This is a genomic window from Modestobacter sp. VKM Ac-2985, from assembly GCF_026967925.1.
Classification (GTDB): Bacteria; Actinomycetota; Actinomycetes; order Mycobacteriales; family Geodermatophilaceae; genus Modestobacter.
This window is the reverse complement of the sequence record NZ_JAPVBI010000001.1, coordinates 1,634,238-1,656,214: the sequence shown is the minus strand read 5'-3', so window position 1 is coordinate 1,656,214 and position 21,977 is coordinate 1,634,238. Positions and strand designations below refer to the sequence as shown.

Sequence of the window (21,977 nt, the reverse complement as noted above, 5' to 3'; positions counted from 1 at the left end):
GTGCTCGACCCAGAACTGCAGGACCGGGCGTCGTCCTCCGCTGAGGAGGGCGACGCCCGCCCCTGGGCCGGGAGCCCCACCCGCCCCGCGTTGCGCCGGTGCATCCGGGTCGAGCCGGAGGTGTTCGCCGCCGAGCACTGGTCCCGCCGGCCCCTGCTCTCCACCGCCGCCGAGCTCGGCGGCACCTTCACCGACCTGCTCGACCTGGCCGCCGTCGACGAGCTGCTGAGCACCCGCGGCCTGCGCACCCCCTTCCTGCGGATCGCCAAGGACGGCGCGGTCGTCGACGCCAAGCGCTTCACCAGCCCCCAGGGCGCGGGCGCCGAGGTGGCCGACCAGGTCTCCTCCGACGCGGTGCTGCGGCTGTTCGCCGACGGCAGCACCGTCGTCCTGCAGGGCCTGCACCGGCTGTGGCCGCCGGTGATCGAGTTCGCCGGCCAGCTCGCCGCCGACCTCGGGCACCCCACCCAGGTCAACGCCTACATCACCCCGCCGTCCTCACGTGGGTTCTCCCCGCACTACGACGTGCACGACGTGTTCGTGCTGCAGGTCGCCGGCGAGAAGCACTGGACGATCCACGAGCCGGTGCTCACCGACCCGCTGCGCACCCACCCCTGGACCGATCGCGCCGACGAGGTCGCCGCCGCCGCGCAGCGCCCGCCCGTGATCGACGCGGTGCTGCGTCCCGGTGATGCCCTCTACCTGCCCCGCGGCTACCTGCACTCGGCGGTCGCGCTCGGGGAGATCAGCGCCCACCTGACCGTCGGCGTGCACTCGGTGACCCGGTGGGGCGCCGTGGAGTCCGCCCTGGACCAGGTGCGCACCCTGGCCGCGGAGGACCCGGCGCTGCGCGGCTCCCTCCCCCTCGGCGTCGACCTGGCCGACCCGTCGACCACCGCCGAGGACGTCGCCGCAGTGCTCTCCGGGCTGCAGCGCTGGCTCGGCGAGGTCGACCCGGCGGCCGTGGCCGACGCGCTGCGGGCCCGTACCTGGGCGCAGGTGCGGCCGGCCCCGGTGTCACCACTGGCCCAGTCCAGCGCGATCGCGGCGCTGGCGGTCGACACCGTGCTGCAGGTGCGGCCGTTGCTGCGCCTGCAGCTGCGCGACCCGGACGGCGACCGGGTGGCCCTGGTCGCCGGTCGCCGCACCCACGACCTGCCGGCCAGCACGCACCCGGCCCTGGCCGCGCTGTTCGCCGCGGGCGAGCTGAAGGTCGGGGACCTGCCCGGACTGGACGCGGCCGACCAGCTCACGCTGGCCCGCCGGCTGGTCACCGAGGCGATCGCGGTCGTGCCGGACGCCACCGCCGGGGCACCGGCCGCCACCGCCGGGCACGATGGGGGTCGTGGCGACACCGGTGGGGCCTGAGCCGATCGGTCCCGTCCAGCCCACCCCGCCACTCCGGTCCACCCCGGCCGGGCGACTGGACCCGGCCCGCTGCTCGGTGCAGGCGCTCCTCCGCGGCGACTCACCCGTCGCCACCGCGCCACCGGCCCGGCGCTGGCTGCTGGTCGAGCAGCCCGGCCCGTGGGGGCGCGACGCACTGCTGGAGTCCCGGTTCGACCGCCGGGTCGCCTCCCGGCTGGCGGCCCGGGCGCGCGAACTGGGCATGCGGATCCAGATGGTGCGCCGGCCCGGCGAGCGGCTGTCGGACTCCGGTCGCCGCTGGGCCGTCGCCGACACCACCCCGGGCCGGGAGACCGTCCGGTGGTCGACCCGGGCCGATGACGCCGAGCTGCTCCAGCTGCCCTGGGACGGCTCGATCGGCGAGCCGACGCAGGTGCCGACGTACCTGGTCTGCACGCACGGCGCGCACGACGTCTGCTGCGCCGTCCGCGGCCGGCCGCTCGCCCGGGCACTGCCCGCCGCCGGGGCGGCCGCCGATGTCTGGGAGACCAGCCACCTGGGCGGTGACCGGTTCGCCGCGAACGTCGTCGTCCTGCCCTGGGGGCTGGTCTACGGGCAGGTGCCCGAAGGCGGCCAGGTGCTGCTCGCCGCGCACGCCGCCGGCCAGGTCGCGCTCCCGTTCCTGCGCGGGCGGGCCGGGCTGGCCCCGGCCGCCCAGGCGGCGCAGCACCACGCCCGCGGGGAGCTCGGCCTGCTCGGCGTGGGCGACCTGCCGCCGCGTCGGGTGACCGGGCTGCCGTCGCCCGCGCCCGGCATCGAGCGGTTCGAGGTGACCCTGGCCGGCCCGGACGGCGACGTCGTGGTCACCGTGGAGAGCAGGCTGTCGGCGGAGTCGCACCGGCTCACCTGCGCCGCCCCGCAGCCGGGCCACTGGCGCACCTGGCACCCGCTGTCCCTGCGGCTGGCGGCGACACCGGCTCAGGGCTGAGCCCCGGCCGGCGCGGAGCGCCTGCCGTTCAGCGCCGGACGTTCAGCCCAGCGCCCGACCGCGGGCGGCCAGCAGCGGGATCGCCAGCTCTGCGGGGGTCAGGGAGCCGTGGTAGGCCGCCAGCATCGACCCGAACGGGTCCCGCTGGACGTCGGTGAACGCCCAGCTGCCCCGGGCCAGCGCGACGACGTCGCCGATCCGGTCGGCCAGCTGCTCCTGGACCTCCCCGAACACCCCGCTGGCGACCGCCTCCGCCCGGCTGACCACCCAGGCGCGATGCCCGAGCACCGCGCGCCAGGCCGCGAGCACGTCCTCGGCGGCCCCGGGCTCGGCGTGCACGTACCGGGCGCGGGGTTCACCGGCCAGCAGCCGCACGCCCTCGGTGAGCGCGGGCTCCGCGCCGATGTCGAGCCGGGTGTCGTCGGGGACGTCGACCATGCCGTGGTCGGCGGTCACGAGCAGCACCGCGTCGTCGGGCAGCCCCTCGGCCAGCTGCTCCACCAGCCGGTCGACGATGCCCAGCTGGGCGCGCCAGGCGGCCGAGTCGACGCCGCGGACGTGCCCGGTCAGGTCGAGGTCGGCGGTGTAGCCGTAGACCAGGCTGCGCTCGCCGGTGCGCAGTGCGGCGTGCATCCCGGCGACCAGGTCGCCGGGGCTGAACGCGCTGGCGTAGTCGGCCCCGCGGTAGGCGGCGCGGGTGAGGCCGGAGCCGGCGAAGGCGTGCGGGGCGACGACGGTGCAGGAGACGCCGTCGGCGGTGGCCTGCTCGAACACGGTCGACTGGGCCTGCCACCGCAGCGGGTCGGGGTCGTCGTCCCAGTGGACGTGGTTGAGGGTGCGCTCCTCGCCGGGCACCGCGGTGACGAAGCCGAGCACGCCGTGGCTGCCCGGCGGCAGGCCGGTGCCCAGGGTGACGAGGCTGACCGGGGTGGTGCTCGGACACGGTGCGGACAGCGTGCCGACCGGGGTGCCGAGCGCGTTGAGCACCGGTGCCTGACCCGGGTGGGCGGTGACCAGCTCCGCACCCAGGCCGTCGACCAGCAGGACGGCGACCCGGCGGGCGCCGGCCACGGCGGCGGTCAGGTCGAGCGGGTCGACGGGCAGGTCGCCGCGGTGCACCGGGACGCCGAGGGCGGTGGCCGCGCTGGGCAGCACGTCGGCGAGGGTGGCGCTCCCGTAGGGCGGGACGCCGAACTCGTCGGGCAGGCTCATCGGCTCGGCCGGCGGCCGGGTCAGCCGGCGGCCGGGCGGGTGGCGAGGACGTGCAGGCCGGTGGCGACGTCCCGGTAGGGCGAGGTGCCGGACAGGGCCAGCTCCAGCGCGCGCAGCGCGTCGGGGTCGGCGCCGGAGGAGGCGCCCAGCAGATCGGCGACGACGGCGACGCCGTGCCACTCCCCCGGCTCCAACCCGGCGCCGGCGAGCAGCGCGAGCAGCTCGGCCGGGTCGAACCGCCGGTGGACGTGGCCGCCGCGGCCGGGGGCCGGGTCGCGGTCGGCCAGGAGAGCGACCGCCTCGACCGGGTGCCCGCTGATCGCCCGCCCGAGGACGGCGCCGGCCCGGTTCGCCACGGCGAGGGAGAGCTGTCCACCGGGCCGCAGCGCACTGGCGAGCTGCTGGAGGGTGCTGGCCGGCTCGTCGACCACCTCGAGGACGAAGTGGCACAGCACCAGGTCGAAGAGGTCACCGGAGGGCAGGGCGGTGAGCATCCGGTCGCCGTCGCCCTGCACGCCACGGACCCGGTCGCCCGCGCCGACGGTGGCGGCCCGGCGGTGCAGGGTGGCCAGCGCATCGGCGCTGGGGTCGACGACGGTGACCTGGTGGCCGAGGGCGGCGAGCGGGACGGCGAACATCCCGCTGCCGCCGCCGAGGTCGAGGACCTGCAGCGGGGAGCCGGCCGTGACCAGCGGGTCGAGCGCGGCCCAGATCGCCGCGGTGCGGGCGGGGGCCTGCGCGGCGGTGGCCGGGGAGTTCGTCACCCAGCGGAGCCTAATCGCGGACCGCCGAGCACACCCGGCCCGGACCGGCGCCGCCGCGCAGCTCGTGGTCGTGCCGCTGCCCAGCCGTGCTGCTGTCGCCGCGGGGCTCGCGGTGGTGCCGTTGGACCCGGCACGGCCCACGACGTCCCTGGTCCTGGGCCGTGCCGGGTCACAGGAGCCACCTCAGTGGCCGGAGCTGCCGGGGCTGGAGTGCCAGAGCTTGCGCGGTGGCGCTGCGGCCGCGCGGCGGGCGGCGGTGGCGGCGTCCTCCCCGGCCGGCTTGATGTCGGCGTAGGGCGACATGCGGAAGCCGGTCGGGTGCACCAGCACCGGCCGCACCACCACCGGCCGGGACGCCCGGGACGCCGCTGCCCCGGCGATCGCCTGCTCGGTGTACTCCCCCGGCGCGGCCATCAGCTCGGCGACCGCCGCGAGCCCACCGGTCTCCCAGGCCTCGTGCAGCGCGGGCAGCTCCCACGCCCCGGTGGCCCGCATCGACACCCCGCGCGGCCCGGTGCGCCGCATCACCCCGCGGACCACCAGCAGCCAGGAGTGGAAGACCGTGGCGGCGTAGGGCCCCTGCACGTCCTCGAAGAAGGTCGCGTCCGCGCAGCCGGTGCCGTCGTCCAGGGTCACGAACACCACCCGGCGACCGGACCGGATCGGCGGGGTCTGGGTGGCCACCTTCACCCCGGCCACCAGCACCTCCGACCCGCTGCGGCACTGCAGCAGCTCCTCGGCCGGCACCGCACCGAGGGCGGCCAGGAACGGCCGGTAGAACTCCACGACGTGCCGGCTGGCGTCCAGCCCCAGCACCTCCAGCTCGGCGCGCACCCGTTCCGCGTCGGTGAACTCCGGCAGCCCGGAGGCGACGAACTCCGGTTGTCCGGTTGCTCCCTCGTCGCCCGCCGGGTCGAACAGCCCGGGCTCGGCCTCCCCGGCCTCGGCGCCGAACAGGTCCAGGCCCAGCTGGCCCGTGCTGCTCGCCCGGGCCCCGCTGCGGCTCCAGCGGTCCAGCTCGCCGATCTGCAGCAACAGGTCGCGGCGGGTCAGCTGCTCCCGCCGCCGCGCCGGCCGGCCGCCCTCGCTGTCGCGCATCCCGAACCCGTAGACGGAGTCGAACCCGCCGGCCAGCACCAGCCGCTCCACCACCGGCCGGGACACCTTCGCCCGGTTCCAGAAGTCGGTCAGCGACCGGTAGGGCTGCCCGGCCCGGATCCGGGCGACCTCCTCGTCGTTGATCCCCTTGACGTCGGCCAGCGACAGCCGGATGCCGTACCGCCCCGGGTCGGGCATCGACGCCGGCATCCACGCCGGGCGGGGGCGCGACTGGTCGGCCGGCCCGTCGTCCGTGCTGCCGTCGACCCGTTCGACCCGGTAGGTGCCGGCCGAGGCGTTGACGTCCAGGCCGAGCACCTGCACCCCGAAGTTGCGGGCGTCGTCGAGGATCAGCCGCTTGGGGTACATCCCCGGGTCGTGGGTGAGCACCCCGGCCAGGAAGGCCGCGGTGTGGTGGGTCTTCAGCCAGGCCGACTGGTAGGTGGGCAGCGCGAACGCCGCGGCGTGGGCCTTGCAGAAGCCGAAGGAGCCGAAGGCGACCAGCACCTCCCACACCTGTTCGACCACCGCGACGTCGAAGCCCTCCGCCAGCGCCTGCGGCGCGAACCAGGCCTTCACCTCCGGGTGGGCGTCCTTCTCCCCCAGCGCGCGGCGCACCTCGTCGGCCTCGGCCAGGTCGCAGCCGGTCATCACCGACACGATCTGCAGCACCTGCTCGTGGAAGACCACCACCCCGGCGGTCTCCGCCAGCGCCGGGACCAGCGCCGGGTGCGGGTAGACCGGGTCACGCCAGCCGTTCCGGGCCATCAGGAACGGGGTGACCATGTCGCTCTTCACCGGCCCCGGCCGGAACAGCGAGATGTCGACGATGAGGTCCTCGAAGGTCTGCGGACCGAACTTGCCGACCAGCTCCCGCTGACCCGGTGACTCGATCTGGAACATGCCCAGGGTGCGGGTGCTGCGGATCAGCTCGAAGGTGGTCGGGTCGTCGCGCGGGACGGCGTCGATCTCGACCTGCTCACCGTCGACCCGGGCCACCTCGTCCATGGCGTGCGCGATCGCCGACTGCATCCGGATGCCGAGCAGGTCCAGCTTGAGCAGCCCCAGCTCCTCGACGTCGTCCTTGTCGAACTGGCTCATCGGGTAGCCCAGGTAGCTGCTCTCCACCGGCGTGCGGTCGAGCAGCGTGGCGTCGGAGAGCAGCACCCCGCACGGGTGCAGAGCGATGTGCCGGGGCAGGCCGTCGAGCCGGGAGACCAGGTCGAAGAGCAGGTCGAGATCGCCACTGCCACCCGTCCGCCGGGAGCCCAGCCGGCTGGCCCGCAGCTCCGGCAGGTCGCGCAGGGCCGCGTGCACCTGGTTGGCCCGGATGTGCGGGAACGCCTTGGCCACCGCGTCGACCTCCGCCGGGGGCAGCCCGAGGGCGGCGCCGACGTCGCGGACCGCGTGCCGCACCCGGTAGGTGTCCATCATCGAGATGCAGCTGACCCGGGAGGCGCCGAAGCGCTCGATCACCGCGTCGTAGACCTCCATCCTGCGGGCGGACTCCACGTCGATGTCGATGTCGGGCAGCTGGTGGCGCAACGGGGAGAGGAAGCGCTCCATCAGCAGGCCGTACCGGATCGGGTCGACGTCGGAGATGCCCAGCAGGTAGGTGACCAGGCTGCCGGCGCCCGAGCCCCGGGCCGCCGCGCGGACCCGGAGCTCCTTGATCAAGGCCACCACGTCGGCGACGGTGAGAAAGTAGGAGGGATAGCCGAGGGAGTCGATGACCGCCAGCTCCTCCTCCAGCCGCTCGCGCACCACGGCCGACGGGGTCATCCCACGCCGGCCGAACCCGGCCTCGCACCGGGCCCGCAGCACCTGCGAGGGGCCCATCCCCCGCTCGGCAGGGGTGGTGACCACGTCGAGCTCGGGGTAGCGGACGGTGCCGATGCCGAGATCGGCCCGGACGTCGACCGCGCACTGCTCGGCGACCCGGGCGGTGGTCTCCAGCAGCTGCAGCGCCGCGTCCCGGTCCGGCCCGGCCAGCTCCTCGGCGAGCAGCGCCATCTCCTTGCCCGACTTCAGGTGCCCCTCGGCGGTGCGCCGGTCGACGTGCCGCTGGCCCAGCGGCACCAGCCGGCGGGCGGCGTCCAGCACGTCGGCGGTCGGGGCGTCGAGGGCGTCGACGTAGCGGACCGCGTTGGTCAGCACCGCCGGCACCCCGGCCTCGGCGGCCAGCCGCAGCATCGCCTGGGCGCGGGACCGGTCGCCCTGGCCGCGGTGGTGCACGACCTCGAGGGCCAGCTGGCCCGGCCCGAACACCGCGCGCCAGGTGTCCAGCCGGGCCCGTGCCAGGTCGGCCCGGCCGGCGGCCAGCGCGCGGCCGACCGAGGACCCCGGCCCCAGCACCGCCAGCAGCCCGGTCGCGTGCGCACCGGCCAGCGTCAGCGAGCTGACCGGCTCACCGCGGGTGCCGCCGAGGTGGGTGGCGCTGGTCAGCCGGCACAGCGACCGCCAACCGGCGCCGTCGCGGGCCAGGAAGGTGGCCCGGGGCAGCCGGGAGTCGACGCTGGCCCCGCCGCGCGCCGGGGCACGGCGGCCGACGGGGTGGGCGGCCCGGTGCCGGGCCGCAGCAGTGATCCGCCCGGGGGCCTGGTCACCCGGCTCGCCCCCGGCGACCGGGTCGACCGCGAGGTCGACGCCGAACAGCGGCCGGATGCCCGCCGACCGGCAGGCCAGCGCGAACTTGACCGCGCCGTAGAGACCGTCGCGGTCGGTCAGGGCCAGGGCGCCCATGCCGTGCTCGGCTGCCCGGGCGACCAGGTCGGCCGGGTGGTTGGCGCCGTGCCGCATCGAGTACCCCGACGCGACGTGCAGGTGGACGAAGGGGTCGCTCACGAGGTGGAGCCGGGACCGGGACGATCCGGGCCGCGCCGATGCGCACCGGGGTCGACCACGCGCAGGCGCGCGGGCGCCGGCGGTGCCGGGCGGCTGATCGCGGTCTCGACGACGCCGAGGAACGTGCCGACGTCCCGGACCAGGTCGTCGGCCTCCCGCGCGGTGACCGCGTGCGAGAGCCCCGCCTCGGCGGCAGCGCGCTTGGCCGCCCCCGCGGCGAAGAACGCCGCCCACTCCGACAGCTCGGGGGCGACCTGACCGATCAGCACCCAGGCGCTGCGCGGCCGGCGACGCCCGGCCTCGGGCTGGGTGCGGGCAGCCAGCACGGCCGCCGCGGCGCGCAGCGCGGCCAGGTGTGCGGTCGCGTACCGCCAGGCCGCGTCGGGGCTGGCGGCGGCCTCGGCCAGCCCGCGATGGGCCTGACCGAGCAGCTGGGCGGCGGCCGCGGGCAGCGGCGGGAGCAACGGGAGCTGCCCGTCGGCGGCGGCCGGGAGGGCCCGGGCGGCGCCCATCAGTCGTGCACCCGGACGAGCAGCCACTGGTTGCCCGCCGGCTCCCAGGACAGGTCGAAGACCCCGGCGAAGCTCATCCGGGACCGGCCGGCGCGGACCGCCTCGACCCGCCAGACCTGCCGGGTGGCGACCAGCTCGGCCGACGCCCCACCCCGTCCGGCGGCGTCGGCCTGCCACCACGGCGCGGTCTCCACCCACGAGTCGAGCAGCTCCCCCACCACGTACCGGGTCGACCCTCGCCAGAACTCGGCCGGCCCCGACGGCCCCTGCTCGACCTGCACCTCTTCACCGGCCCGGCCACCGGCCCCGGCGAGCACTCGGCTCATGTCAGACTCCGCAACTCGTCGCCCCCCACCGGCCGCCCGCCCCCCGGCCCGGCGGGGAAGCGCACGTCGGAGACGTGACGGCCCGGGCCGGCGAACGGGTCGCCGGTGTTCGAACAGGTGTTCGAACACCGATGAGTAGACCGGAGTGGGCCGGAGCGGTCAAGCCGGACATGCGTGTCAACATCCGTGTCGTTACAGCGACTGCACCCAGGTCGTCACGCAACCCTCGACCCGAGCTCGAGGTCGGCGCATCTCCGGGGACGTCACGCCCGACCGTCGGCTCCGGCCCAGGTGCCAGGTGGCGCGCGGTCCCGGACCCGGTGGGAGGATCGCGGGCATGACCGCTGCGGAGACCCCGCACCCACGGGTCGCCGAGGTCGAGCAGGTGCTGCGCGCCTCCGGCGTCGCCGGCGAGGTGTGCGCGCTGCCCGACAGTGCTCGCACCGCCGCCGCGGCAGCGGCCCAGCTCGGCGTCGAGGTCGGGGCGATCGCCAACAGCCTGGTGTTCGACGCCGGCGGCGTCCCGCTGCTGGTGCTCACCAGCGGCGCGCACCGGGTCGACGAGGCACTCGTCGCCGACCTGCTCGGCGTCCCGCGGATCACCCGGGCCACCCCGGAGTTCGTCCGCCGGCACACCGGCCAGGCGATCGGCGGGGTGGCGCCGGTCGGGCACCCGGAGCCGATCGGCACGCTGGTCGACGTGGAGCTCGCCCGGCACCCGCGGGTGTGGGCGGCCGCCGGGCACCCGCACACCGTCTTCCCCACCAGCTACGACGAGCTGTTGCAGCTCACCGGCGGCACCCCCGCGGAGGTCGGCCCGGGGCCCCTCCCGGCCGCCGCCGACGAGGAGACCACCCGATGACCGGCACCACACCCGCAGCCCGGGTCACCGAGCTGCCCACCGACTGGATGCGCGAGCACCTGCACGAGGCACTGGCGATCTACGGGGCTGCGATGGGCTACGGCGACTCCGTCGTCGCCGGGCGCTACGGCTACGCCGTCCAGCACACCGAGCGGGAGGGCTTCCGCGCCGTCGGCGCCTTCGCCGAGGTCAGGCAGGACGACGGCACGGTCGGCGAGCGGCTGGTCGGCTTCGGCTACGGCTACGTCGTCGCCCCCGGCCAGTGGTGGCACGACCAGGTCCGCAACGCCCTGGACCGGCGGACGGCGAAGCAGTGGCTGCCCGGCGCGTTCGAGGTGTGCGAGCTGCACGTGCACCCCGACCGGCAGAGCCAGGGCCTGGGCCGGCAGCTGCTGCACGCGCTGCTGGCCGACCTCCCCCAGCCGGCCGCCCTGCTGAGCACCCCGGACACCGACACCAAGGCCTTCCGGCTGTACCACGCCGACGGGTTCGTCGACCTGGCCCGCGGCTACCACTTCCCCGGCGACGCCCGCCCCTTCGCGATCCTGGGCGCGCGGCTGCCGCTGGCTCCCCCCACCGGAAAGGACTGATCACCGTCGACAGCACGGCCGACGTCGTCGTCATCGGTTCCGGGCACAACGGCCTGGTCGCCGCCTGCCACCTCGCCCGGGCAGGGCTGCGCGTGGAGGTGGTGGAGTCCGACGACGTCCTCGGCGGCGCCGTCTCCACGGTGGAGCGCTGGCCCGGCGTCCGGGTCGACCGCGGCTCCAGCGCGCACGTGATCATCCGGCACAGCGGGGTGGTCGAGGAGCTGGAGCTCGATCGTTTCGGCCTGCGCTACGTCGACTGCGACCCCTGGGGCTTCGCACCGGCACCGGTGCCCGGCGACCCCGGCCCCGACGGCCGGCCGCTGGTCTTCTCCGTCGACCTCGACGCCACCTGCGCCTCCATCGCCGCCGCCTGCGGGGACGCCGACGCCGCGGCCTACCGCCGGTTCGTCGAGGTCTGGGGCCCGCGCAGCGCCGCCGTCGTCAAGGCCTTCGGCGACCGGCCGGCGATGACCCGGCTGGTCCGGCACCTGTGGCCGGTCGGTGCCCCCCGGCGCGGCCAGCCCCGCACCCCGGGCGGGGAGATCGCCACCGACTTCCTCGGCTCCGGCGACGCCCTGCTCGACCGGTGGTTCACCAGCGAGCGGCTCAAGGCGGCCCTGGCCTGGTTCGGCGCCCAGTCCGGCCCACCCATGTCCGAGCCCGGCACCGCCGCGATGGTCGGCTGGGTCGCGCTGCTGCACGACGTCCCGCCGGGTCACCCGGTCGGCGGGTCGGGCGGGCTCACCCAGGCGCTGGCGGCGCGGCTGGCCAGCGACGGCGGCCGGGTCACCCTCGGGGACGGCGCGGCCCGCCTGCTCGTCGACGGGCCGGCCGACGACCGGCGGGTCACCGGGGTGCAGACGGTCTCCGGACGTCGGATCACCGCACCGGTGGTCGTCGCCGCCTGCCACGTGCTGGCCACCCGGGCGCTCGCCGGCGACGACGCCCCGCCCGCGCTGGCCGACGCCGACCCGCCGCTGGGCAACGGCTTCGGCCTGGTGCTGCGCGCCCAGACCGACGCCCTCCCCCAGTACCCCGGCGCGGGCGACGAGGCGCTGCAGGGGCTGCAGCTGCTCTGCACCGACCGGGCCCAGCTGGCCCGGGCGCACGGCGACTGGCTGGCCGGCGAGCTCCCCCGGGAGCCGGTGCCGCTGGCCATGTCGTTCTCCGCGAGCGACCCGACCCTCGCCCCGGCCGGCCAGCACGTGGTCACCGTCTGGGGTCAGTGGTACCCCTACGAGCTCGCCGACGGGTCGGACTGGGAGGAGATCGCCGACCGGGCCGCCCAGCAGCTGATCGCCGCGGTCGACCGGTACGCGCCGGGCTTCGCCGACTCGATACAGCGGCTGTACGTGCAGACCCCGCTGAAGCTGGAGCAGGAACTGTCCCTGCTGCGTGGCAACGTCATGCACGTGGAGATGAGCCTGGCCAGCATGTTCGGCTTCCGGCCCACCCCGGCGCTGTCCGGTCACCGGGTACCGGGCCTCGGTGGGCTGTACCTGACCGGTGCCTCCACGCACCCCGGCGGCGGGGTCTCCGGCAACTCCGGGCGCACCGCGGCCCGGGTGGTGCTCGCCGACCGCCGGCCGGCCGCCCGGCTGCGGGCAGAGCTGACCGGGCGGGCCGGCCGCCTGCTGTCCCGGAGGACGTCGAGGTGACCGGCACGCTGACCACCCGCCGCCCGGGTACCGAGCCGGCGCCGCTGCCGTGGCTGCCGCTGGCGCTGACCGTTGCGCTGCTCGGCGCCGCGATCGCCTACCCGCTGAGCAGCGGGGACGGCCGTGACACGGTCAGCTGGGCGATCGTGCTGCTGGGCTCGGCGGTCTCGGTCAGCCACGCCGCGGTGAGCCGCGGCGTGCGCACCGGGGCCGCGGTGCTGGTCCTGGTCGGCGTCGTCGCGGTGCTGTTCGAGGCGCTCGGGCTGCGCACCGGGTTCCCGTACGGCGAGTACCGCTACAGCGACCTGCTCGGGCCGACCCTGCTCGGGGTGCCCTTCCTGGTGCCGCTGGCCTGGCTGATGATGGCGTGGCCGAGCTGGGTGCTCGCCGCCCGGCTCACCTCCCAAATCCGCCCCGGCCGGCGCCGGGCCGCCCGGGTGGCGGTGGCGGCCTACGTCTTCGCCGCCTGGGACGTCGTGCTCGACCCGCAGCTCGTGCAGGCCGGCTACTGGCGCTGGACGTACCCGGAGCCGGGGCTGCCGGGCATCCCCACCGTGCCGCTCACCAATCTGGTCGGCTGGCTGCTGGCCGGCCTGGTGCTGATGACCCTGCTGGACCTGCTCGTGGAGCGCACCAGCCTCCCGCCGCGGATCGGGGACGCCGCACCGCTGCTCACGCTGGGCTGGATGGTGCTGGGCGGCGCCCTGGCCCACGCCGCGTGGCTGGACCTCCCGGGCTCGGCGGTCTGGGGCGTCGTCCTGGCGGTGCCGGTGCTCGCCGTCCTGGCCGTCCAGGAACGGCGCCGACGCCGATGACCGCTGCCTGGCGCGGGCTGCTGCGGGTGTGCGCCGGGCTCTCGGTGGCGGCCGCGGTCCACGCCGCGCTGAACAGCCGGCTCCTCCGCCGGCCGCCGGCCCTGCCGCGGCCGGTCCCCCGCCGGGTGACCGTGGTGGTCCCGGCACGCGACGAGGCCCACCAGATCGAAGGCTGCCTGGCCGCCGTGCTCGACCAGCGCGGGGTGCCGCACCTGCAGGTCGTGGTCGTCGACGACGGCTCCACCGACGGCACCGCCGACCGGGTCACGGCGGTCGGCGACGCCCGGGTCACCCTGCTGCCCGCGACGCCGCCCGGGCCGGGCTGGCTGGGCAAGCCGAACGCCTGCGCCCAGGGCGCCGCCACGGACCGCCAGCAGGCCGACGACGACGTGCTGGTCTTCCTGGACGCCGACGTCCGGCTGATGCCCGACGCGATCGCCTCGGCGGTCGCCCTGCTCGACGACGCGGCGCTCGACCTGGTCTCCCCCTGGCCGCGCCAGCTCACCGGCAGCACCGCCGAGCGGCTGGTCCAACCGCTGCAGCAGTGGCTGTGGGCCACCCTGTTGCCGCTGCGCCTGGCCGAGCGGTCACCACGACCGTCGCTGGCGGCGGCCAACGGGCAGTTCCTGGTGGTCCGCCGGGCCGCCTACGACCGGGCCGGCGGGCACGCCGCCGTCCGCGGTGAGGTGATCGAGGACGTCGCGCTGCTGCGCGCGGTCAAGGCCGCCGGGGGCCGGGGCGTCGTCGTCGACGGCTCGACGCTGGCCGCCTGCCGGATGTACGACGGCTGGCCCGGCGTCCGGGACGGCTACACGAAGTCGCTGTGGTCGGCGGTCGGCGGGCGCCCGGCGGCCGCCGTCGGGATGGCGGCCGGGCTCAGCGCCGTCTGGCTGCTGCCGCCGCTGGCTGCGCTGACCGGTTCCCGCGTCGGACTGGTCGGCTACGCCGCCGGGGTGGTGAACCGGGCCGTGGTCGCGTCCCGCACGGGTGGCCGGGCCTGGCCGGACTCGCTGGCGCACCCGGTGTCGATCGTCCTGCTCGACGTGCTGGTCGCCCGCTCGGTGGCCGGACACCGGCGGGGCTCGCTCCGGTGGCGCGGGCGCACCCTGCCGGTCGCCGCAGTCGACCAGCGGGCCGAGCCCCGGGCACCCATCCTGGGCAGGTGACGAGCAGCGACCTCCTCGACCTGCGCACCGACACGCGCGCCGCCCTCCTCTTCGTCGGCCTGCGCGGCGACTGGTAGCCCTACTGCTGCGCCCAGGCGGTCCGTCTGGCCCAGTCCCTGCCCCGCATCACCGCCGCCGGCGCCGAGGTGGTGCTCGCCTCGGTCGACCCGCCCGAGGTCCAGCTCGCCATGGACCACACCTGGCACCTGCCGTTCCGGTGGGCCAGCGATCCCGAGGGCACCCGGCTGGCGAAGCCGCTGGGGGCCTGGGACGCCGACGCGTCGATCTTCCGGCCGGTCGTCGTCGCCGTGGCCCCGGACGGCCGCGAGGTCTTCCGGGAGCTGTCCCGGGACTTCACCGACCGCACCGACGACGAGCCGGTGCTCACCGCGCTCGAGTCCCTCGGCCTCCCCGCGCTCCCCGAGCCAGCCCCCTGGACGCCCGAGGGCGTGCAGCCCCACCCCTCGAAGCGTGCGTTCAAGCCCAGCTCCTTCATCCCCTACTTCCGCGCCATCCGGTTCAACACCATGGCGCTGAGCGACCGGATGGTCGACGACCGGGACCGCGACCTGCTGGTCACCGAGCAGCGGATGGCCGAGTCCTTCCTCGGCGCCTTCGACACCTGGCGCGCCGAGCACCCGCCGGACGGGCAGGCCCGCAGCTGAGCCCGGCGACCCGATCGGCGACGATGGGCCGGTGACCGAGCAGAGCAGCCCGCCGCGCGTCTCCTTCGACCCGGCGGAGATGGAGACCGGGGCCTTCTACCGGGTGCTGAACTCGGTGGTGGTGCCCCGGCCGATCGCCTGGGTCTGCAGCCGCTCGGCGGAGGGCGTGCACAACCTGGCGCCGCACTCCTTCTACACGGTGGCCTGCGTCGACCCGCCGGTCGTCCAGTTCACCTCGGTGGGCCGCAAGGACTCGCTGCGCAACGTGGAGGACAGCGGCGAGTTCACCATCAGCCTCACCCCGGAGGCGTTGTTCGAGCAGGTCAACGCCACCGGGACCGACTTCCCGCCGGACCAGAGCGAGGCCGAGCACACCGGGGTGACCCTGGAGGCCAGCGACCGGATCACCACCATGCGGGTCGCCCAGTCACCGGTGACCCTGGAGTGCGTCCTGCACGCGACCCTGCGGCTGGGCGACAGCACGGTGGTGTTCGGCCGGGTGGTGCACGTCTCGGCGTGGGACAGCGTCGTCCGGGACGGCCGGCCACGGATCGAGGCGCTGCAGCCCCTCGCCCGGCTCGGCGGCAACGAGTGGTCGACGATCGGCGAGGTCAAGGAGATCCGCCGGATCCCCTACCGCAGCTGGACCGAGGACCCGTCCATCGGCGACCGCCTCCGCGGCAGCTGAGGCAAAGGAAGCTGTTCACCCACGTGCCGGCCAAGAACCGGGTGAAGAGCTTCCTATGCCTGAGGCAGCGGGGCCTTCCCTCAGCCCGGCAGGTGCGGGGCGACCTCGTCGGCGGCGTCGGTGCCGAAGGCCTCGGCGAACCGCTCCAGGAACGGCGCGCGGGGCAGCGTGTACTCCTGCGTGCCGATCACCTCGACCGCGGCGGTGGCGACCGCAGACCCGACCTGGGTGGCGCGTTCGATGTCGAGCCCCCACTGGAGAGCCGCCACGAACCCCGCCCGCAACGCGTCGCCGCCGCCGGTCGGCTCCACCGGCTTGGTCTCCGGGACGGCGATCACCTCGATCGTCGCCTCCCCCGCCTGCTCGACCCGCACGCCCTTGGCGGCCTGCGTGGTGACCCAGGTGCCCACCCGGGCGAGCACCTCGGCGTCGTCCCAGCCGGTCTTCTGCAGCAGCAGGGCGTGCTCGTACTCGTTGGTGAACAGCAGGTCGGCGCCGTCGACGAGCTCGCGGATCATCGCCCCGTCGGCCCAGGCCAGCTGCTGCGAGGGGTCGGCGAGGAACGGGTAGCCCCGCTGCCGGCACTCCTGCGTGTGCTGCACCATCGCCGTCGGGTCGTTCGGCCCGATGATCACCAGGTCCAGGTCACCGACGCGCGTGGCCACCGGGGCCAGCTCGATCAGCGCGGCCTCGGACATCGCCCCGGAGTAGAAGGACGCGATCTGGTTGTTCGCCGCGTCGGTGGTGCAGACGAAGCGGGCCGTGTGCTTCAGCTCCGACCAGCGCACGCTGCCGGTGTCCACGCCGTGCCGGCTCAGCCAGGCGTCGTAGTCGGCGAAGTCGTTGCCCACCGCGCCGACCAGCACCGGCTCCTGGCCCAGCAGCCCGAGCCCGTAGGCCATGTTCGCCCCGGCACCGCCGCGGTGCTGCACCAGGTCGTCGACCAGGAAGGAGAGCGAGACGTTCTCCATCTTGCCCTCGACGAACTGGTCGGTGAACCTCCCGGGGAAGGTCATCAGGTGGTCGGTGGCGATGGAACCGGTCACGACGACGGGCATGGGGGCGACTCTCTCCGGGGACGGCGGCCACCATCGGCCTGCGGACCCCGGCCGGGAACGGACGCCGGGGCGGGAACAGCGTAGGAGCCGCGGCAGGTGCCCGCTCGCGGAGGTGGGGCAGTCAGTCGGCCAGCGCCCGGCGCAGCTGGACGCCGAGCTGCACCGTCCCGATGACGCCCAGCAGGCAGCCGACCGCCGCCGCGCCGCCGACGGCGAGCACGACCGCATCGGCGCCCCCCAGTTCCAGCTGCACGTCCAGGAGGGAGACGACCCCGGCGCCGACCAGCCCGAGCGCCGCCATCGCCACCCGGCTGGGCCGCTCCCACACCGAGACGGCGCCGGTCTCGTGCACGCCGGCCTGCCCGGCCCGGGCGCGCAGGTAGTCCGGCAGCCAGCACAGCGCACCGAAGGCGGCGGCCAGCCAGCCCGGGGCGCCGGCGACCCAGAAGGCCACGGCGTAGCCGGCCTCGGTCAGCCGGTCGACGGCGGAGTCCAGCACGAACCCACGGCGGGAGGCGCGCCCGCCCGCGATGGCCAGCGCGCCGTCCAGGGAGTCCAGCAGGCCGGACAGCCCGATGAGCAGCCCGGCCGCGATCAGCCACGCCCCACCTGCGGCGGCCGGGGCGATCGCGGCCACCGCGACCAGCAGCCCCAGCGCGGTGGCCACCAGCGGGGAGAGCCGGGCCAGCGGCACGGCCAGGCTGTAGGCCAGCGACAGCCAGCCGCGCACCAGCCGGCTCTCGGCCGGGTCGGTGCCCCCGTGCCAGCGTGACCAGGCCACCAGGTACTCGTCGCGGCTCAGCACGGTGTGCAGTCCACCACGAACCGGGCAGCCCGGTGCCATGGGCAGGGACAGTGGGCTGGTGCTCGCCGGCCTCTCCCCCGTCCGTCGTCGTCTCGCGCTCGCGCTGCTCGCGCTGGTCGCGGTGGTGGCCGTCGCAGCCCTCGCCGTCCACCGGCTGACCGGCCCGGACGACGGAGCCGGGCCGGCCGCCGTCGAGGAGCTCACCCCCGGCCCGGTGCTGCTGGTGCCCGGGTACGGGGGCTCGGTCGGCTCGCTGCAGCCGCTCGCAGACCGGCTCACCGCCAGCGGGCGGGACGCCACCGTCGTCCCGGTGCCGGGCGACGGCACCGGTGACCTCGCCGCCTCGGCGGCGGTGCTGGGCACCGCGGTCGACGAGGCGCTCGAGCGCACCGGCGCCGACAGCGTGGACGTCGTCGGCTACTCCGCCGGTGGGGTCATCGCCCGGCTGTGGGCGGCCGACGGCGGCGCGGAGCAGGCCCGGCGGGTGCTCACCCTGGGCTCCCCGCACCACGGCACGGCCATCGCCGACCTGGCCGCCCGGTTCCTGGCCGCGGAGTGCCCGGACGCCTGCCAGCAGCTGACCACCGGCAGCCCGCTGCTCGCCGAGCTGAACGCCGGCGATGAGACGCCGGCCGGGCCCAGCTGGGTCTCGGTGTGGACGACGCAGGACGAGACCGTCACGCCGCCGGCGTCCGCCGAGCTGGACGGGGCCCTGAACCTCCCCGTTCAGTCGGTCTGCGCCGACGCCGAGGTCTCCCACGGCCAGCTGCCCGCCGACGCGCTGGTGCAGGCCATCGTGCTGGCCGAGCTGGCCGCCGGGCCCCCGGTCGAGCTGGGCTCGGCCGACTGCGCCCGACTCCGCCGAGGCCCTGCGTAGCCCCACCACCGGCCGGTCGTGCGGAGGGACGAGCGCAACCGGCACCTGTTAACGCTGTGTTCCAGCTCGGCTCAGGGGCTGGACGCCGGTGCGCACCTGCCGCAAGGTAGTCCGAACACGGACGACATTCCGCCGCCCGGTGTCCTGGAGGACTCGATGGACCAGAACTTGTTCAACGACATCTGCCTGCAGCAGCTGAAGCTCTCCGCAGTGCACGAGGGGGAGACCGTGGCGGTGCTCTCCCGCGGCGCCGAGCGGCCCGAGTACGCCGATGCGTTCCTGTGGGCGGCCCAGCAGCTGGGCGCGGAGACCTACCACCTGCGGCTGCCCGCACCGGCCTCGGCGAAGGGCGCCTGGGCGGTGGGTGATTCCGGGCTGGCCACCAACCGGCTGGCCGTCGACGCGCTGAAGGCCGCCGACATGGTGGTGGACCTGACCTTCCTGCTGTTCAGCAAGGAGCAGTTCGAGATCCAGGACGCCAACACCCGGATCCTCACCGCCGTGGAGCCCGCCCCGCTGCTGGCCCGCCTCATGCCCACCCGGGAACTGCGCGAACGGGTCGAGATCGGCGCCGATCTGCTGGCCAAGGCCCAGACCATGCGGATCACCAGCCCCGCCGGCACCGACGTCACCTACCGGCTCGGGGTCTACCCGACCCTGAGCGAGTACGGGTTCACCGACACCCCCGGCCGCTGGGACCACTGGCCGGCGGCCTTCGTGTTCACCGGCGGTGCAGATGACGGCGTGGACGGGACGATCGTCCTCTCCCCCGGCGACGTGCTGCTGCCGTTCAACACCTACGTGCAGACCCCGGTCGAACTGATCATCGAGCAGGGGTTCATCCAGAGCATCCGCGGTGTCGGCGGGGCCCCGAGCCTGGACGCGGACCTGCTGCGGTCCTACATCGAGTCCTTCGACGACCCGCGCGGCTACGGGATGTCCCACGTCGGCTGGGGCCTCGACGAGCGCGCCCACTGGCACGGCCTCACCCAGTTCGGCGGCGGCATGGGGATGGAACTGCGCTCCTTCTACGGCAACGTCATGTTCTCCATCGGCCCCAACAACGAGCTCGGCGGCCCCAACGACACCCCCTGCCACTTCGACATCCCGATGCGCGGCTGCAGCCTGTACCTCGACGACCAGCTCATCGTCGACGCGGGCGAGCTCACCGTCCCCGAGATGCGCCCCGTCGCCCGCCGATGACCGAGGACACGGCAGCCGCAGCCGCTCGCGGGTACGGCGCCGGACGGGACCACCACATCGGCATGATCGTGCCCAGCTCGAACCTGACGATGGAGACGGAGCTGCCCCGGATGCTGGCCGCCCGGGCCGCGCTCCACCCTGACGACCGGTTCGTGTTCCATGCCAGCCGGATGCGGATGCAGCACGTCACCCCTGAGCAGCTCGCGGCGATGAACGCCCAGACCGAGCGGGCATCCCTCGAACTCGCCGACGCCCGGCCCGACGTCGTCGCCACCGCCTGCCTGGTCGCCCTGATGGCCCAGGGCCCCGGCTTCCACTGCACGGCCGAGGACGAGATCACTGCGGTCCTTCGCGGTCAGGGGGTGCCGGCGCCGGTGATCTCCAGCGCCGGTGCGCTGATCAGCGGGATCACCGCGCTCGGCGCGCGGCGGGTCGCCATCCTGACCCCCTACATGAAGCCGCTGACCCAACTGGTGGCCGAGTACCTGGAGGACGCCGGCATCGAGGTCGTGGACACGCTCAGCCTCGAGGTCGCCGACAACATCGCCGTCGCGCGGCTGGACCCGGCCGACCTGCTGGAGCACTGGCGCAAGCTCGATCTGCACGACGCCGACGCCCTCGTGCTGTCGGCATGTGTGCAGATGCCCTCGCTGGCGGCACTGCAGCCGGTGCAGGAGGCGGCCGGGCTCCCCGTCCTCTCCGCCGCCTCGGCCACGACCTACCAGGTGCTGCGCGAGCTGGGCCTGGACCCGGTCGTCCCCGGCGCCGGCGCCCTGCTCGCGGGAGGCCTGCCCGTTCCGGCGGTGTCGCCGTCGGGAGCGGCCGCCGGCTGACCTCCGGGCACGCCGCGGCGGGGTCGGCCGGACGGCCTACCCCGCCGCTGGCCCGCCGCCGACCGGCACCCGATCCTGGCTCGAGAGGTCCACGAGCACCTCCCTGGTCACGGCCAGCGCCCCGGGCACGTTGTCCCAGAAGACCATGTGCCCGGCTCCCGGGATGCTCGCGAACCCGGCCTCCGGGTGCGCTGCCCGGGCTTCGCCGGCGCCGGCCGCCGTCACCACGGGGCTGTCCTCTCCCCACACGAAGACCGTCGACGCCGGCACCTGGGCCCAGAAGTCGAAGAAGTCCTCGCTCTCGAAACCGCGATGGGTGGCCTCGATGGCCTCCGGAGCGCAGCTGGACAGCCAGCGGGCCCGCAGTTCCTGCTCGCGCCGAGGCCAGCGCGGCCACGACTGCGCCACCTCGTCGGCAGTCGTCCCCCGCACGGCAGCGTCCAGCTGGCCCATGAAGGCGGCCAGCGTGGTCGGGTAGGGACTCCGCCCCGGGCCACTCAGCGGTGGGTCGACGAGAACCGAGCCGGTCAAGGGGATCCGCTGACCGGCCGCCCGCACAGCGGCCAACCCGGCGATCCGGGCCCCCATGCTGTGGCCGAGCAGCAGCGGGAGGTGCAGCTGCAGGCCGGTCACCACCGCGAGGACGTCGTCGGCGTAGTCGCTGAGCGTGTAGCTGTCCGCCGAGTCCGACAACCCGCGTCCACGCACGTCGAGCACGACCGGGCGCACCAGGTCGGTGAGTTCCCGGGCGACGAAGTCCATGCCGATGGCCGGCGTCGTGATGCCCGGGACGACCAGGAGCGGGGTCCGCACGTCGTCATCGGTCCGGGCGTAGTCCAGCACGTGCAGCCGGAGCGCGCCGCTGCGCACCCACCGACTGCGCGCGGGGACGTCGGCCAGATCGGCCAGCGCCACCTGCTCGACGACGCGCCGGTTCACCGGATCACCGCCTGCTGGGCCACGGCGAGTGCCGGTTCGGCGAGCTGCGTGGCCGGTCCCGCCGGGCCGGTCTCGACCGAGGCGAGGTAGTCCAGCACCTCGGTCAGTTGGACCACGTCGGCGTACTTGGCCTGCAGGTCGAACAACGCGGCGTCGTGCGGCGCCTGCGCCCGGTCCCCGACGCACTCGCGCGGCACCAGGACCGGGAAGCCAGATTGCACCGCGTCGACGACCGAGGCCCGGACACAGCCACTGGTGGTGGCCCCGCAGACGATCACGGTGTCCACCTGCCAGGCGCTGAGCATCGCGGCCAGGTGCGTGCCGGCGAAGGCCGAGGCGCCCTTCTTCACCAGCAGGGGGTCACGCGGCCCCCGGGGCAACCGCGGGTCCAGCGCAGCCGCGTCCCCACCCTCCCGCAGGGACGCCATCCCGGTGGCCTTCTGCAGCCAGACGATGGCGCCGCTGTCCACCTCTGCGTCGCTGTAGGCGATGGCGGTGAACACGACCGGGGCTCCCACGGCGTGGGCGGCCTCCACCAGAGCGCCGGTGTCGGCGACGACGTAGCTCAGGTCGGCTCCGGTGTCGAACCCCGGCTCGGTGAACCCGCGGGTGAGGTCGACGACGACGACCGCCGGGCGGTGGCCGCGGCGCACGGCCGCACCGAAACCGGCTCGGGCGTAGACCTGCTGGGTGTTCTCGCTGTCGTCCGCGGACATGGGGCTCCTCG

Annotated in this window: 20 protein-coding genes and 1 pseudogene; 12 read left to right on the top strand and 9 right to left on the bottom strand. The window is 75.5% G+C overall.

The window, feature by feature from the left end; genetic code table 11:
- Together O2V61_RS07895 and O2V61_RS07890 are read left to right on the top strand one after the other, a co-directional pair.
- On the top strand, positions 1-1,368 hold the full coding sequence (locus tag O2V61_RS07895; protein ID WP_269182748.1) for a cupin domain-containing protein: 1,368 nt from the start codon (positions 1-3) through the stop codon (positions 1,366-1,368).
- Positions 1,337-2,335, top strand: coding sequence for a sucrase ferredoxin (locus O2V61_RS07890; protein ID WP_442929167.1), 999 nt, complete (start codon positions 1,337-1,339; stop codon positions 2,333-2,335). The genes O2V61_RS07895 and O2V61_RS07890 overlap by 32 nt, the downstream gene beginning before the upstream one ends.
- Positions 2,336-2,377: 42 nt before the next feature.
- Here O2V61_RS07890 and O2V61_RS07885 read toward each other — a convergent pair whose 3' ends face one another.
- From O2V61_RS07885 to O2V61_RS07865, 5 genes are all read right to left on the bottom strand, one after another.
- Complete coding sequence (locus O2V61_RS07885; protein WP_269182746.1) at positions 2,378-3,547, bottom strand: alkaline phosphatase family protein; 1,170 nt, start codon at positions 3,545-3,547, stop codon at positions 2,378-2,380.
- 20 nt (positions 3,548-3,567) lie between these two features.
- On the bottom strand, positions 3,568-4,311 hold the full coding sequence (locus O2V61_RS07880) for a class I SAM-dependent methyltransferase (protein ID WP_269182745.1): 744 nt from the start codon (positions 4,309-4,311) through the stop codon (positions 3,568-3,570).
- Between the two features lie 183 nt (positions 4,312-4,494).
- A complete protein-coding gene (locus O2V61_RS07875) occupies positions 4,495-8,253 on the bottom strand; it encodes a DNA polymerase III subunit alpha (protein ID WP_269182744.1) in 3,759 nt (1,252 codons plus the stop codon).
- Positions 8,250-8,765 (bottom strand): SAV_6107 family HEPN domain-containing protein, encoded by a 516-nt coding sequence (locus O2V61_RS07870; protein WP_269182743.1) that lies wholly within the window; start codon positions 8,763-8,765, stop codon positions 8,250-8,252. The genes O2V61_RS07875 and O2V61_RS07870 overlap by 4 nt, the downstream gene beginning before the upstream one ends.
- Positions 8,765-9,091 (bottom strand): DUF6504 family protein, encoded by a 327-nt coding sequence (locus tag O2V61_RS07865; protein WP_269182742.1) that lies wholly within the window; start codon positions 9,089-9,091, stop codon positions 8,765-8,767. Before O2V61_RS07865 ends, O2V61_RS07870 begins: the two co-directional genes overlap by 1 nt.
- 337 nt (positions 9,092-9,428) lie before the next feature.
- Between O2V61_RS07865 and O2V61_RS07860 the strand changes: the two genes are divergently transcribed.
- The 7 genes and pseudogenes from O2V61_RS07860 to O2V61_RS07830 all read left to right on the top strand — a co-directional run bounded on the left by O2V61_RS07860 (position 9,429) and on the right by O2V61_RS07830 (position 15,535).
- Entirely contained in the window at positions 9,429-9,953 is a 525-nt protein-coding gene (locus tag O2V61_RS07860) for a YbaK/EbsC family protein (protein WP_269182741.1), read from the top strand.
- Positions 9,950-10,543: a GNAT family N-acetyltransferase gene (locus O2V61_RS07855; protein WP_269182740.1), complete on the top strand. Its 594-nt coding sequence runs from the start codon at positions 9,950-9,952 to the stop codon at positions 10,541-10,543. Before O2V61_RS07860 ends, O2V61_RS07855 begins: the two co-directional genes overlap by 4 nt.
- Entirely contained in the window at positions 10,540-12,201 is a 1,662-nt protein-coding gene (locus O2V61_RS07850) for a phytoene desaturase family protein (RefSeq protein WP_331254219.1), read from the top strand. Before O2V61_RS07855 ends, O2V61_RS07850 begins: the two co-directional genes overlap by 4 nt.
- Positions 12,198-13,016: a carotenoid biosynthesis protein gene (locus tag O2V61_RS07845; protein WP_269182739.1), complete on the top strand. Its 819-nt coding sequence runs from the start codon at positions 12,198-12,200 to the stop codon at positions 13,014-13,016. Before O2V61_RS07850 ends, O2V61_RS07845 begins: the two co-directional genes overlap by 4 nt.
- Complete coding sequence (locus O2V61_RS07840; protein ID WP_269182738.1) at positions 13,013-14,182, top strand: glycosyltransferase; 1,170 nt, start codon at positions 13,013-13,015, stop codon at positions 14,180-14,182. Before O2V61_RS07845 ends, O2V61_RS07840 begins: the two co-directional genes overlap by 4 nt.
- Before the next feature lie 89 nt (positions 14,183-14,271).
- Positions 14,272-14,847, top strand: a pseudogene (locus O2V61_RS07835) (peroxiredoxin family protein); the annotation flags it as partial.
- Positions 14,848-14,878: 31 nt separating this feature from the next.
- The gene (locus O2V61_RS07830; protein ID WP_269182737.1) at positions 14,879-15,535 is read left to right on the top strand and encodes a flavin reductase family protein; all 657 of its coding nucleotides are present in this window, start codon (positions 14,879-14,881) and stop codon (positions 15,533-15,535) included.
- Positions 15,536-15,615: 80 nt separating this feature from the next.
- On the opposite strand, the gene O2V61_RS07825 is transcribed toward O2V61_RS07830, so the two are convergent.
- Both O2V61_RS07825 and O2V61_RS07820 read right to left on the bottom strand, forming a co-directional pair.
- Positions 15,616-16,593 (bottom strand): carbohydrate kinase family protein, encoded by a 978-nt coding sequence (locus O2V61_RS07825; RefSeq protein WP_269182736.1) that lies wholly within the window; start codon positions 16,591-16,593, stop codon positions 15,616-15,618.
- Positions 16,594-16,714: 121 nt separating this feature from the next.
- Positions 16,715-17,398 (bottom strand): CDP-alcohol phosphatidyltransferase family protein, encoded by a 684-nt coding sequence (locus O2V61_RS07820; protein WP_269182735.1) that lies wholly within the window; start codon positions 17,396-17,398, stop codon positions 16,715-16,717.
- A 37-nt stretch (positions 17,399-17,435) separates the two neighbouring features.
- Between O2V61_RS07820 and O2V61_RS07815 the strand changes: the two genes are divergently transcribed.
- The 3 genes from O2V61_RS07815 to O2V61_RS07805 all read left to right on the top strand — a co-directional run bounded on the left by O2V61_RS07815 (position 17,436) and on the right by O2V61_RS07805 (position 20,311).
- Positions 17,436-18,275: a lipase family alpha/beta hydrolase gene (locus O2V61_RS07815; RefSeq protein ID WP_269182734.1), complete on the top strand. Its 840-nt coding sequence runs from the start codon at positions 17,436-17,438 to the stop codon at positions 18,273-18,275.
- A 156-nt stretch (positions 18,276-18,431) separates the two neighbouring features.
- A complete protein-coding gene (locus O2V61_RS07810; protein WP_269182733.1) occupies positions 18,432-19,478 on the top strand; it encodes a 2,5-dihydroxypyridine 5,6-dioxygenase in 1,047 nt (348 codons plus the stop codon).
- Entirely contained in the window at positions 19,475-20,311 is an 837-nt protein-coding gene (locus O2V61_RS07805) for a maleate cis-trans isomerase family protein (protein ID WP_269182732.1), read from the top strand. The genes O2V61_RS07810 and O2V61_RS07805 overlap by 4 nt, the downstream gene beginning before the upstream one ends.
- A gap of 36 nt (positions 20,312-20,347) precedes the next feature.
- Here the strand turns inward: O2V61_RS07805 and O2V61_RS07800 are convergent, their stop codons facing one another.
- Together O2V61_RS07800 and O2V61_RS07795 are read right to left on the bottom strand one after the other, a co-directional pair.
- Complete coding sequence (locus O2V61_RS07800; protein WP_269182731.1) at positions 20,348-21,250, bottom strand: alpha/beta fold hydrolase; 903 nt, start codon at positions 21,248-21,250, stop codon at positions 20,348-20,350.
- Positions 21,247-21,966 carry an isochorismatase family protein gene (locus tag O2V61_RS07795; protein ID WP_269182730.1) on the bottom strand — a complete coding sequence of 240 codons (720 nt, stop codon included), beginning with the start codon at positions 21,964-21,966 and terminating at the stop codon, positions 21,247-21,249. Before O2V61_RS07795 ends, O2V61_RS07800 begins: the two co-directional genes overlap by 4 nt.
- Positions 21,967-21,977: the final 11 nt, after the last annotated feature.

Bases quoted from the DNA above. Each gene is read 5' to 3' on its own strand.
- O2V61_RS07890 (WP_442929167.1), top strand. From the start codon at position 1,337: ATGGGGGTCGTGGCGACACCGGTGGGGCCTGAGCCGATCGGTCCCGTC.
- O2V61_RS07885 (WP_269182746.1), bottom strand. From the start codon at position 3,547: ATGAGCCTGCCCGACGAGTTCGGCGTCCCGCCCTACGGGAGCGCCACC.
- O2V61_RS07870 (WP_269182743.1), bottom strand. From the start codon at position 8,765: ATGGGCGCCGCCCGGGCCCTCCCGGCCGCCGCCGACGGGCAGCTCCCG.
- O2V61_RS07865 (WP_269182742.1), bottom strand. From the start codon at position 9,091: ATGAGCCGAGTGCTCGCCGGGGCCGGTGGCCGGGCCGGTGAAGAGGTG.
- O2V61_RS07860 (WP_269182741.1), top strand. From the start codon at position 9,429: ATGACCGCTGCGGAGACCCCGCACCCACGGGTCGCCGAGGTCGAGCAG.
- O2V61_RS07855 (WP_269182740.1), top strand. From the start codon at position 9,950: ATGACCGGCACCACACCCGCAGCCCGGGTCACCGAGCTGCCCACCGAC.
- O2V61_RS07840 (WP_269182738.1), top strand. From the start codon at position 13,013: ATGACCGCTGCCTGGCGCGGGCTGCTGCGGGTGTGCGCCGGGCTCTCG.
- O2V61_RS07825 (WP_269182736.1), bottom strand. From the start codon at position 16,593: ATGCCCGTCGTCGTGACCGGTTCCATCGCCACCGACCACCTGATGACC.
- O2V61_RS07815 (WP_269182734.1), top strand. From the start codon at position 17,436: ATGGGCAGGGACAGTGGGCTGGTGCTCGCCGGCCTCTCCCCCGTCCGT.
- O2V61_RS07810 (WP_269182733.1), top strand. From the start codon at position 18,432: ATGGACCAGAACTTGTTCAACGACATCTGCCTGCAGCAGCTGAAGCTC.
- O2V61_RS07805 (WP_269182732.1), top strand. From the start codon at position 19,475: ATGACCGAGGACACGGCAGCCGCAGCCGCTCGCGGGTACGGCGCCGGA.
- O2V61_RS07795 (WP_269182730.1), bottom strand. From the start codon at position 21,966: ATGTCCGCGGACGACAGCGAGAACACCCAGCAGGTCTACGCCCGAGCC.